The organism is Pseudoalteromonas sp. PS5 (assembly GCF_004103255.1).
GTDB classification, from domain to species: Bacteria; Pseudomonadota; Gammaproteobacteria; order Enterobacterales; family Alteromonadaceae; genus Pseudoalteromonas; species Pseudoalteromonas peptidolytica.
This window is the reverse complement of sequence record NZ_RCSQ01000096.1, coordinates 1-11,160: the sequence shown is the minus strand read 5'-3', so window position 1 is coordinate 11,160 and position 11,160 is coordinate 1. Positions and strand designations below refer to the sequence as shown.

Genomic DNA, 11,160 nt, shown 5'->3' with positions numbered 1-11,160 from the left:
TAAGGAAAATTCATGGATAAGTATAAAGTTGACATTGTAGATTCGCTGACAGCTTCTGAGTTTAAGCGCAATTATTTAAAACCAGGCCGCCCTGTACTGATTAAGGGGGCCATCAAACATTGGCAAGCAACCCAAGGGTGGGGTACCCACTATTTCAAGCAGCATTTTCCAGATCAGCAAGTACCAGTAAAGCGGTTTGAAAAAGGCAATATTATTAAAGAGGCAATGCCGCTTGGAGATTATTGCGACCAATTAGATGCGTATGAGCGAGGTGAAGGGGAGTTTCCAGCTTATTGTCACGATATTCCAATATTTCATGCCTTACCGGAATTGAAACAGGATATAAATGATTTTCCTAGTAATTTTATGCCAATTGCTTATAGTAATTGGTGGAAATATTGCCAATTTTTTCTTGGCCCCTCGCAAAGTGTCACACCGCTACATTTTGACTGCTTACTGACGCACAATTTGTTCTTCCAAATAAAGGGGACTAAACGCTTTACGCTACTGCCATATGAAGATAGTCGTCATTGTGGCAGATATGGCTGGCGTTGGTTCAAACTTGACCCCGAGCAACCTGATCTACAGCAATATGCTCAGTACGATAAGGACAAAGCGGTAGTCGTCGACGTGGAAGCCGGTGATATTTTGTTTATGCCAAGCGGTACTTTGCATCATGTTCGCTCTATGGATACCTGCGTGTCTTTTAATATTGATTTTCATAATCAACATAGCGCGTGGCGTGGTGTTAAAGCGCTATATGAGGGCATACCAGTAACTAACTTTTATTACAACTTTTTATGTTTATTAAGGTTGATGAAGCTGTTACCAGAGCGGGTGTTTTTCCGATTGTACAAAGGCTACCTCAATTATGTCTCTTAGGTAGTCAAGAGGGACTGCCAATCTACCTAAAAGTGGCATTGGGAGCAGCACCACTTGCGCAATTTTTATTCTAAGCAAGTGGCGCAACTAGTTAACGTTAAAGGAATAAGAGCATGAAGTTTTCGACCATTGGTGGGGTCATTGTGTTATGGCTATTTTCTTATACAGCAAATGCTGAAGTCTCTGATAATGACCCCTATGATTTTGATTTTAAGCCGAATATATTAAGTGATAGCCCTAATTTAGGGGCACTATCAGGATTTGTCCTTCCAGGAGTGATCCAAGGTTTGGATGGGCAATACCAAAAAACCACATGGTATGCCACGTCGACTTTGGTCGGTTTTGCGGGATATGGCCACTACTCTGATCAAGATGATTATATCGATGATGATGATCGAGATAACGACGTATTAGACATTGAATATTTAAATGCCACTACGCTAAAGGCCGATTTCACCTCAAATGTGGCATTAAACAGCATGTTTATGTCATCTTACGACGCGTATCAAAGTCGAGCCAAATACCGGCAATTTGATCATGACGTCACCGTGTCAGCCACGCCAGTATCACAATTATGGAAAGCCCCATTCAAGTGGGAGAATCTATCCAAACCAAGTACTTATATTCCATTGTTATTGGTTGCGGCTTATGTTTCTTCACGCGATAACGTCTATGCCATAGAAAGAGATGATAGTGTTAGTTTGTTTGAGGCACACAGTGCAAATCTTGCTGGCAACCTGTTTACTGCGGTGGGCGAAGAAGCGTTTTTCCGTGGTTACCTCAACACTGAACTAAGCCATCAACTGGGACAACGCTCAGGCCTCGTTGTGTCATCCCTTTTATTTGGTGCTTTGCACAGCGGCAGTGGTAACCAAGCAAGCTTTGGTGCTGCGACGGCGATCGGTGGTTATCTGGGCTGGCTACATCAACGTAATAACTATGACCTAGAACAATCAGTTGCTGTTCATTATTGGATAAATGTTATTGCTGGAATAGCTGAGTTAGAACATGGTGGTAGTGTGCCGTTGTTGCAAGTAAATATGCAATTTTAGGAGCGAAATAATAAAAAGCAAAAAGCAAAATGTTGATATTCTGCTTTTTGCTTTCGTAGTTAACCTGCCAACATAAGGTTATATGGTTATTGTTAATGGTAACTTTTGAGCGGTTTGCTATTAACTATTTTCCATTTCTTTTCGTAGGCTTTCTGGACGCATATCTTTCCAATGCTCGTTAATATAGGCATTACACTCTTCTAAGCTGCCTTGAATATCAATTTGGCTCCACCCCTTTGGTATTGCTTTGGTTGCGGACCAAACTGAATATTGCTTTTCAGCATTAATGAGTACCGTATACGTTTCTATTGTGTTTAGCATCGTGTCTCCTTATCTATTGCTTGTTATATCAATTTGCTTAATTAAGTGATCTATTTTGAAGCAAAAAACCTTGTTGATAACACCACTACTGCATCTTATGCACGCTAAGGTACTAACGGTCATATCGGCAAGCCAAAATTTTGCTATTTAGTTGTTCTAAATAAGTAATTTCTAACGGAGTTAGCGTCAGGTGTACTTCTTCAAATTGAGCAAGTATTAAGAAAAATTGGTATTAATGGGCCGTTAGTTCTAAACAATGATTTTTAATCATGCAGTGTCCAACAAATTTATACCCTCGTTTTGGGATCGTTTTTATAAATTTAGGATTACGCATATCATCTGCTAACGCTTTTCGTGCCAAACACACACAGCGGTTTACGACTTTCATCGATTTAAATTTACTTCCCCAAACTTTGACCAACAACTCTTCGACTGATACTGCGCGCTCTGAATGCTCTATTAAATAAAGCAAAGCTTTGGATGCTAAAGGTTCAAGTTTAACGACTTCTTGGTTCTCAGAGAGAATATAATCCTCACCATGATAAAAAATGAATCCTTTGTTTAATTCCATCGCGTTGTCAGACGAATTTGCGGCTACCGTATTCATCTATTAACTCCTTCTTTGAAAACGACTTCCAGCATCTACTTTATTGATGGGGAACAGATTTAGGATCATACCCTTTTATAGTTTGTATCGCTTCGTTATGTAAACAAATTGTGTTACTTATTCTGTGTGAAAAGTGAGATAACAATGGCTGACCAAAAACACGAACCACTCCATAAAGTAGTGGTTTTATAATACTGCTGTATCAAAATTAATACAACAGATATGCGACGAAATGAAATAATCTACAAGTTTGTTTTTCTCATTTAAGCAACATAAGTTAATTTTTTAGCGTGGTGGTTTTAGCTGCATTAGTAATGTAACAGGTGTGATATGAATATTATTCGTGAACCTTATTGCTATCTTGTGCCTTCTTGCTGTCACAAAGTTCCTAGATATAAGTTTAAAAAAGAGTAGGTTACTGCATTCATTTTAGAGCGTTTAACGGTGCTGCTGAAATAAATTGTTCAAAATGTTCACACCAAATAACAGCACTTTGAAACTCTGCTAAGTCTGCCTGCAGATATCTTGGTAGCACAAATTGTGAAAATTGATTTATTCTTGCAACTTCGAGCATCGTGTGCTTTTGCATTTTAAAGTCTGCTTCAGTTTCAATAAAAGTCTTGGCAAGGTATAGCCGATAATCTGGACCAGGGGCTATTTCACCTGCAAAGGCAATATGCTTGTCTGAGAAATATATTTCACCGATGGCATAGTGCAACGCATCAGAGTCTTTAAGTGCTTTCATAAATTGGCCTTTATGAGTCGCGGCTTTACTAATTGCCTGAATTTCAGCGTTGCTGGCTGCTGGAGGTTGCGTCATTATCGGTAAGGTATACACACCAGCAACAAAGCCGGTGACAAACACCACAATGAGTAATAGTAGGGTAAGAAATGCTCGCAAAGTCGTCTCCAAATGAATCGTAAACCAGAAGTATAGTCAAATAGCGATACTTAGCTATTGGCTGTATCTAATTAAAAAGTTTTAATTTCTATATTTATTGATTGTTTAAAGGATTTTTACTGAATGTAATCTAGTTCTTTATGCATAAAAATGTTTACAAACGGTTGGTTTTTCTAATTGTTAACCATTCTAGAATAAAATATTTTAATTATTTGTTTTATTGTAATAGTTATAGTAATCAGCTGACTATAGCCATCATTGTGATCAGAGATACCTTTAAGTTAGTTTTAAAGTACTAAATGTAACTAATAATCTCGGCTATTGTTATTGTTTTTTCTGTGGATAAAACCCCTCCAAAATGCACAGTTTAATTAACCTAGATACTTTTTTATTACACAAAGATGAAGGCGAGTGTGCCATAGGCGTGCAATGGCCTATCGAGCTTGTGTTTATTGCATTGGAATTCGTAAGACAGGAGTAACTTTCTAGTGGGAAGCATCGATAGACAACATTCGCCAACCCTAATCTAAATCTGAGTGGCTTACAACAAAGTGACGATAGTATTGTATTCGATGCTGTACAACTAGCTACTAATCAGCTAATTGTCAGTGAGCCCCAACACACGTCACTTTTTTCATTTTAGCTAAACCACAAGACCGCTCACCTTTGCATGGCAGATCCCTGCGCCACTGATCAACAGCGGTAGCGGTACAACTATCACGTTGACTGCGTCTGAGGTTCAGTAAAATATCGACTATCAAGGGCAAGTAACCGTCTCTGATGGCTCACTTGACAAAGCAGTGAGCTTCACCATTACAGTTACCAATCAAAGCACATCACCAAATGGTGGCATATGACGTGCCGAGCGAATATATACAGCTGGCGATACGGCGGTGTATCAAGGTAAAAGCTATTGCGCTAAATGGTGGGTAAAAGACCAGAAGCCTGATCAAAGTGATGCGTGGGAGTTAGTTGATAAGTCATAGGTAAGTAACGAATGAAATGCCAATAAGGCGTATACCGGCGGAGGTAAAGTGACTTATCAAGGCGCTGAATACCAAGCTCACTGGTGGACGTGTGGTCAGCAGCTAGGCACTAAGTTGTTTGGCGTAAACTGTAACCAATTGGTGGTATTTAAGGTACTGGTAGGTGTGCTATCAGTATCTTGAATGCAGACTGGGTGTCATGAAAATATCCTGCCAGTTCAAATAGAGTAAAACATGATTGATTACACTTAGTGTAATTCTGAGCGAGTATTTTAGAAATGCTGCTTTAGGCACCATGGGCGAGTGCTTGGCGCGAAACATCTAGTACGTAATTAAAGTCTTAAAAATATCAGTCACTTGGTGTGAATAAAAAATTAATTTTTAATCAAGCAAGTCACCATCAAAAAAAAATAAAATAAAAAATAAAATAAAAATCTATATTTTATGTATTTTCTTATTTTATTTTTTAATATTTCACAATGTTGAATCTCTGTTTTTTTGTATCTTAAATTTCATGGTTTATATAGTTATTGAACGTTTTTGTTTTGGTGTTATTATTTTGTTGGTTTTTCTAATAAAAGGAAATTTTATGAAATTAGTATCACTTAGTACCTTGCTTTTAGTGGCAAGCAGCTCTGCGTTTGCAGGTAACCCGAAGAGTGTTGGAGATGTTGTAGCAAGAGACTTGTCAATTAGTGGCTTAGGCTGGGCTGGGCATGTTGGCATTTGGGATGGTTCAAAAGTATTGGAAGTATTGAATGATGACAAAGTGATTCATAAAAATACATTGAGTAGCTTTAAAAGCGCTTCATCATACTGGGGAGCAAAATATGGTCGTGGCTCTCAGCATGATAAAATAATTAATGCTGGGTGGGCTCAAAAAGATTTCGATCCTGAATACACTATCACTGCACAATATAGAGAAGGTGAATGGGATGAAGTAAATGGTCGCCTAGTTAAAATAAAAGCAAAGTTCCGCTGTGATACATTTGTGAACTATTCTTTTAAAAAGGTAACTGGTAGTAATTTGGTTACCGTCTTCACTCCTAGAAATCTATATAATAGTTTCCCTAGCAGTCGATAAGTGAGAGTGGATATGAAATTAAATGCAAGATTGTTACTAGGTATATCTCTGGCTGTTATTTTGGTTGTCCTTTATTTCATATCTACATCAACTGATGAGAACAATATAAATTCGCTAGATAAGCCGACTACTCCTTTTATAAGCCAGTCTGAGCTTATTGAAACTTTACCTGACTTTTATGTAATGGATAGAGAAATAAGTGATGGCGACAAAAATAAAGAAATATTGGCAAATAATTTAGTATCTAAGATTAAGCAAAGCTTCGGGAAAAAAGACATGCTTGATTTTGAAGCTGAGCTCATTGCAATTTTGAAAGATCCGACAATATCTCGACAAGATAAAATAAACCTTTTGTGGATGATGGTTCACCAGCTCGGAGTGGAAACAGAACAAGGTCTATATGTACTTGAATATATGGCTACGTTAGCGCCAATTGAGTTGTCCGAAGAGCTTGCGGTGCTATTCACAAATGCCTCTGCGCGAGCAAAGCTAGGCCTTCTTTACGTGATGGAGTCCATTTTACGTTTGGACAACACTGCAGCAAAAGTCTCTGCTGAACATTTAGACCAAGCTAAGCAGCAAATGCTCGATACTATCAGTGCTCAATTAGTCAATGTAGACAATAATGTTGAACTCGGTTTTTCAATTTTAGAAACTGTGGTTGGATATCTTCCATTTGACCAAGCCAAATTACTGATTGATGACCACTTTATGACTTTATCAGGTGAACAGGGTGAAACCTCACGAGCAACAAAAGCTGGAATTTACAATCGACTCGCTTTGGCTAACCCTGTTTCTCGCAATGAGTTTTTACCGCAATATATTGAATCGTTAAGTGCAGACCCTAAAAAGGCGATAGAAAAGGAAGCTTTACGTCAGGATTTATTTAATATTATTAAAATAGATAGATTTATTGCTAAAGCACCACAAGAGTTTAAAAATACGGTAAAAGATTTCTTAGTGGCCGAATTACCAAAGATTGAAGTTGAAAGTACTGAGTTTAATTACGATGCGGTTATGCTATATGCAGATTTATCAATAGCCATGGCAAAGTTGCAAGGAAACGACTTACATAGCAGTGAGAGCTTATACAAAAAGCAAATAAATAATACCACTAACCTACTTGAGCAAGCTATTCTATTAAGCCGCTCACCTTATGAATTAAACACATTGTTACCTGATGAATATACCCGGTTGCAGATCAGTGAGCGTTTGCGAGCAGAGGCGAAACGCTTGGGTGATAGCTCTGTTTACTCAAGCTTGTTAAGAGACGTTGCTAAGCAGTTGTAAGTGCTGATTTTTCCCTCATCAAATGTCACCTTTGGCTTGATGAGGGAGGATTTTTACTTGTGCAAACCCAGCATAAAATTCAGGTACAAATGTCAGCACCACATATTCTTAGTCGTAATTTTGTGGCCGGAGCTTACATTAACTGCTGTGGTTTGATTTCAATATTAGCGCTATCAGAGCTTACCCATACCTCGCCATCTTGAATGGTAATAGTAAGCTTAATGCTGCGATCTGCTAACTGGGCTAAAGCCTGAGTCGCACTATAATCCAAGCTGAAAATACTCAGATTGTTGAAGTCGTATAACTTAGGCTGATGTTTTTGCCACCAAATTGCTTGATTGTTCTCACCATAAGTATAAAGGATCACTCGCTTTGATTTATTGCACGCTTTTTTAAGGCGTTTTTCATCAGGTAGCCCTAGTTCAACCCAAAGCTCAATCTCTTCGCTGTAATTCTTAACCCATAGCTCAGGTTCATCATCAGCACATAAGCCCTTTGTAAACTCAAGTCCTTCACAGGCATTTAGTGCATAAGCAAGTAGCCTGATCATTAAACGTTGCTCGTTTTCAGAGGGGTGTTGAGCCAGTGTTAAATTAACATCTTGGTAAACATGCCTGTCCATATCACTGAGAGATAGTTGGGCTTTGATAATTGTAGATTTGAGCGCCATAAACTTGCTTAAAAAATTTTTGCGCCAGTATAGCGGATTTTATACCAGTTGTATTAAGTAAATGCGTTATTTTGAGGCAGGGCAATAGCTTAAGTAGCACCGCTCTCGCGTCCTGCTATCGCCAAGTTACTTATATCCATATAGGCAAGGTAAAAATTTTGCTGTTTAGTTGTTCCAAATGAGCAATTTTAACGAAGCTAAGAGGGTATTTAACCCTTCAAATTGATTAGAGAATTAATTCAATTGGTATTTAATCTGGGCTCGAAATAACAACACTACAGAATGCGATTGTGGATATGAAACACAGCCTCGCAATGAGACTGTGTTTGTTTGAATTACCTAACGTCCTAGCAGTTAATTACAGCTACTTGAGATATTCCAAATATTGGGTAACGACGCTTTTAGTGTGCTTACTTGAGCACAGTCGATATTTGGGTTTCCATATAGACTTAAATAATTCAGATTGGTCAACTTGAATAGCGGCGACAGATCTGAAACGTTGGTATAGTTCAACTCTAAGCGGGTAAGTTCGGCATAATCTTTAAGTGAGCCATAGTTTGTCAGCTTGGTGCTATCCAAGTCTAAATAAATTAAGGTAGTAGGCAAGCCAAAAAGCGCGAAGTCATATACGGTTTGGCGATTTGTATTTAACTCAAAGGAGGTCAATGATGGAGGGAGTGTAGCCTTAGCCGTTAGTTCACCCGTGAGTCTGTAGATATCTAGACTTTTTAAGGTGTGTAGCTGAGCTAAGCTAGGATCCCGCAACAACGCACTGTTCACGGAGCCACTTAGTGTTAAACTATTAATAGCTTCAAACTGTGTAATTCCATTTAATGATTCAATTGCTGAACCATCACAAGAGAGTGAGGTATTACGTACAGCATCTTGGTATCCGCGCTTTTCAATACATTGCTTAAATGCTTCATCGGTAATTAAGCTCAAATCGACCGGCTTCATAATACAGTTATAGTTAGAAACACTTGCTGTGACACCATCAAGAGATTTTAATAGCTCCTGATCATCACAATAAATGGCACTACTGTTTATTTCAAGTCTTTCCAGTGTGTTTAAACTGGCAAGCATGTCAGCTCTAAAAAACGTAGAAAAGTTGCTTAGTGTTAATGACTTAAGTTTAGTTAGTGATGCTATTTCTGAGATATCAGCCGCTTGAGCATAGTCAATAAAGAGAGTGTCTAAATTTTCAAATTGAGATACATGGGTTATATCTTCTAGTTCTGTAAAGCCGCCGATCTTTAGCGATTTCAGACTTGTGTTTACACCTAAAGCGTCAAGTGTTGTGATTTTGGTTTTATTACTATAATGGTATACTTTTAATAACTCAGCTGATTCGAGCGCAGGAAAGTTAGCCAAGTTGACCATGTTTGAATAGCTGTTACCTTTTACGTTTAATGTCTTTAAGTTCGGTAATGTTGCCGCATTTGAAGCCTCAACGAAACTAACGTTCAGGTTAACCTTCTCCAATGCTTGCATTTTACTTAACGTATCTAGTGCAAAGCTTGAGTAATCGTTGTAGACGGTCAGGTCGCGCATATTTTCAAGCTCAGATAATGCGCTAAAATCTGTGTTATTATCCAGTCTACGAATGTACAGTTCGATTAGGTTTGGTGTGAAACTTAGCCAGCCTAGGTCATTAACACTGTGTAACTGATTGAGCTTCAATGATGTTAGCTTCGGCATCATTTGCAAAAACCGAAGAGAAGAAAGGTTCAGGCTCTCCAAAGATAAGGATTGTAGTTCCGTAAAAGTTGAAAGCTTGCCGGCATTATCAACGGTTAAATTGCCTAATGACAGAGATGTCAGCTTCGCATTACCACTGATGTCCGCGATATCAAGCTTAACATTGTCGGAATAAGTACGAAGATCTAGTTTTTCCAACTCACTAAACTTTTCTAAGAATGAGAAATCTTCAATCTGCGTCCTGTTGAGTTCAAGAGTTGTCAGATTTGTTTTAGCTTCTATTGCCGTTGAGTCAGCGGCTTCGATATTATTAAGTGTTAATGCTGTGAGGTTAGGTATAGAGTTTAAAAATGACAGCGAGCTCAGATCGTGTATATATGTCAAAGATAAACTTTGCAAGTTACTAAAGCGTTTTAGAGTATTTTTATCATCAATGTCTAGAGTACGTAATGCCAAACGAGTGAGCTTATCACTTGGAAGTTGACTAAGCTGTATCGTTTCATATTGGTTACTGTCGTTGTCTATTTCAAGCGTATGAAGCTGTGCAAAGCCTGATAAATCTAACAAAGAAAAATCTAGGCGTTTACTATAATTATCACTTCCTTGAGCTTCAACAATAGACAATGACTCAAGTTTATTGAGCTTACTAATTTGTTCTAAATGTGCATCATTATTTGAGCTGTGCTGGGGCGCGGCAAACGCGTTATCGAGCTTTAACGTGGTGAGCGTAGAAATTTCAGCTAACTCTTCAAGATTATTCAGCTCTGCGTTTTTAATCGCCACCTTAGATAAACCACTAATACCAGAGAGCCCTACTAATGTTGCAATTGGGTAGTCTGTACAATCAACAACAGAAATACCCACGTCTTGATGTGTATCTGATAAACATTGCGCCAGCGCTGCGTCTGAAATCGTTAAGCTTGAAAGTGGAGCGTACGCACTTAGGTTGACCGTTAATTCTTGTGAGCTTGCGCTTCCTTTATCGTCGGTAGCTGTTAGCTTAAACGTGAGCGTAGTTGATTCATCAATATCAGGAGCTCTAAATTCTAACGTCTCACTATTGTTGTTTTCTAGCTCAACAGTTGTACCTGCTGTTTGTTCCCATAGAAATGTTGCAATACTGCCATCTTCGTCATTTGCACTCGCTACAACGGTGATATTGTCTCGTTCCATGGCGGTGACTGGGGCTAGACTTGCAATAACAGGGGCTTTGTTTGTTGGCGGAGGTACAGTGGTATCTGCATTATTTTTATCGCTACTGCCCCCGCCACAGGCTGCGAGAGTAGATGCTAGGAGAGAAGCGAAGATCCCTTTGTATATAGAGCTTTTTATCATCTTGATATCTTACTTAGTGTTATTGTTAAATTGTTTATCCGGCGTAGTGTACTTGATTAGGGTAAATGTTTCCAATAAGTGCACAATTTAATGAGGGCCATCAAGAGGAAGTGAGGCTTATTTGGCCAGTGTTAGCCGGGTCATAGTGGCCGGAATCCTCATGGCTTTCGACTTCGTATTTTAAAATGTTTAAATGTTCATCTCTGAGGTCTTCTATATAGCTACTTTTGGTTTTTCTCGAAATAGGTGGCCACCTTTTTGAGGATTTTTAGCTGCTCTGTTTGTTCAGCTAATACCAATTTGCTTAATGACGTGGTCTATTTTGAGGCGAGAA

Annotated in this window: 11 protein-coding genes; 6 read left to right on the top strand and 5 right to left on the bottom strand. The window is 38.6% G+C overall.

Annotated features, from left to right (window positions below; genetic code table 11):
- Positions 1-12: 12 nt before the first annotated feature.
- Together D9603_RS13135 and D9603_RS13130 are read left to right on the top strand one after the other, a co-directional pair.
- Positions 13-882, top strand: a complete 870-nt coding sequence (locus D9603_RS13135) for a cupin-like domain-containing protein (protein WP_128731648.1) — start codon at positions 13-15, stop codon at positions 880-882.
- Positions 883-995: 113 nt separating this feature from the next.
- Positions 996-1,934 (top strand): CPBP family intramembrane glutamic endopeptidase, encoded by a 939-nt coding sequence (locus D9603_RS13130; RefSeq protein ID WP_128731647.1) that lies wholly within the window; start codon positions 996-998, stop codon positions 1,932-1,934.
- Positions 1,935-2,054: 120 nt separating this feature from the next.
- On the opposite strand, the gene D9603_RS13125 is transcribed toward D9603_RS13130, so the two are convergent.
- From D9603_RS13125 to D9603_RS13115, 3 genes are all read right to left on the bottom strand, one after another.
- Positions 2,055-2,255, bottom strand: coding sequence for an MbtH family NRPS accessory protein (locus D9603_RS13125; RefSeq protein WP_128731646.1), 201 nt, complete (start codon positions 2,253-2,255; stop codon positions 2,055-2,057).
- Positions 2,256-2,487: 232 nt separating this feature from the next.
- Positions 2,488-2,862: a winged helix-turn-helix domain-containing protein gene (locus D9603_RS13120; RefSeq protein WP_128731645.1), complete on the bottom strand. Its 375-nt coding sequence runs from the start codon at positions 2,860-2,862 to the stop codon at positions 2,488-2,490.
- A gap of 424 nt (positions 2,863-3,286) precedes the next feature.
- On the bottom strand, positions 3,287-3,763 hold the full coding sequence (locus D9603_RS13115) for a DM13 domain-containing protein (protein ID WP_128731644.1): 477 nt from the start codon (positions 3,761-3,763) through the stop codon (positions 3,287-3,289).
- A gap of 893 nt (positions 3,764-4,656) precedes the next feature.
- On the opposite strand from D9603_RS13115, the gene D9603_RS22145 reads away from it, so the two are divergent.
- The 4 genes from D9603_RS22145 to D9603_RS13100 all read left to right on the top strand — a co-directional run bounded on the left by D9603_RS22145 (position 4,657) and on the right by D9603_RS13100 (position 7,123).
- Positions 4,657-4,749, top strand: a complete 93-nt coding sequence (locus D9603_RS22145; protein ID WP_241651657.1) for a carbohydrate-binding protein — start codon at positions 4,657-4,659, stop codon at positions 4,747-4,749.
- 48 nt (positions 4,750-4,797) lie between these two features.
- The gene (locus D9603_RS22300) at positions 4,798-4,932 is read left to right on the top strand and encodes a hypothetical protein (protein WP_277750222.1); all 135 of its coding nucleotides are present in this window, start codon (positions 4,798-4,800) and stop codon (positions 4,930-4,932) included.
- A gap of 406 nt (positions 4,933-5,338) precedes the next feature.
- The gene (locus D9603_RS13105; RefSeq protein ID WP_128731643.1) at positions 5,339-5,833 is read left to right on the top strand and encodes a hypothetical protein; all 495 of its coding nucleotides are present in this window, start codon (positions 5,339-5,341) and stop codon (positions 5,831-5,833) included.
- 12 nt (positions 5,834-5,845) lie between these two features.
- Entirely contained in the window at positions 5,846-7,123 is a 1,278-nt protein-coding gene (locus tag D9603_RS13100) for a hypothetical protein (RefSeq protein ID WP_128731642.1), read from the top strand.
- 133 nt (positions 7,124-7,256) lie between these two features.
- Here D9603_RS13100 and D9603_RS13095 read toward each other — a convergent pair whose 3' ends face one another.
- Together D9603_RS13095 and D9603_RS13090 are read right to left on the bottom strand one after the other, a co-directional pair.
- Positions 7,257-7,793, bottom strand: coding sequence for a YaeQ family protein (locus D9603_RS13095; protein ID WP_128731641.1), 537 nt, complete (start codon positions 7,791-7,793; stop codon positions 7,257-7,259).
- A 354-nt stretch (positions 7,794-8,147) separates the two neighbouring features.
- The gene (locus D9603_RS13090; protein WP_128731640.1) at positions 8,148-10,826 is read right to left on the bottom strand and encodes a leucine-rich repeat domain-containing protein; all 2,679 of its coding nucleotides are present in this window, start codon (positions 10,824-10,826) and stop codon (positions 8,148-8,150) included.
- Between the last annotated feature and the right edge of the window lie 334 nt (positions 10,827-11,160).

Excerpts from the sequence above, each read along its gene's own strand:
- D9603_RS13135 (WP_128731648.1), top strand. The coding sequence starts at position 13 with ATGGATAAGTATAAAGTTGACATTGTAGATTCGCTGACAGCTTCTGAG.
- D9603_RS13130 (WP_128731647.1), top strand. The coding sequence starts at position 996 with ATGAAGTTTTCGACCATTGGTGGGGTCATTGTGTTATGGCTATTTTCT.
- D9603_RS13125 (WP_128731646.1), bottom strand. The coding sequence starts at position 2,255 with ATGCTAAACACAATAGAAACGTATACGGTACTCATTAATGCTGAAAAG.
- D9603_RS13120 (WP_128731645.1), bottom strand. The coding sequence starts at position 2,862 with ATGAATACGGTAGCCGCAAATTCGTCTGACAACGCGATGGAATTAAAC.
- D9603_RS13105 (WP_128731643.1), top strand. The coding sequence starts at position 5,339 with ATGAAATTAGTATCACTTAGTACCTTGCTTTTAGTGGCAAGCAGCTCT.
- D9603_RS13100 (WP_128731642.1), top strand. The coding sequence starts at position 5,846 with ATGAAATTAAATGCAAGATTGTTACTAGGTATATCTCTGGCTGTTATT.
- D9603_RS13095 (WP_128731641.1), bottom strand. The coding sequence starts at position 7,793 with ATGGCGCTCAAATCTACAATTATCAAAGCCCAACTATCTCTCAGTGAT.
- D9603_RS13090 (WP_128731640.1), bottom strand. The coding sequence starts at position 10,826 with ATGATAAAAAGCTCTATATACAAAGGGATCTTCGCTTCTCTCCTAGCA.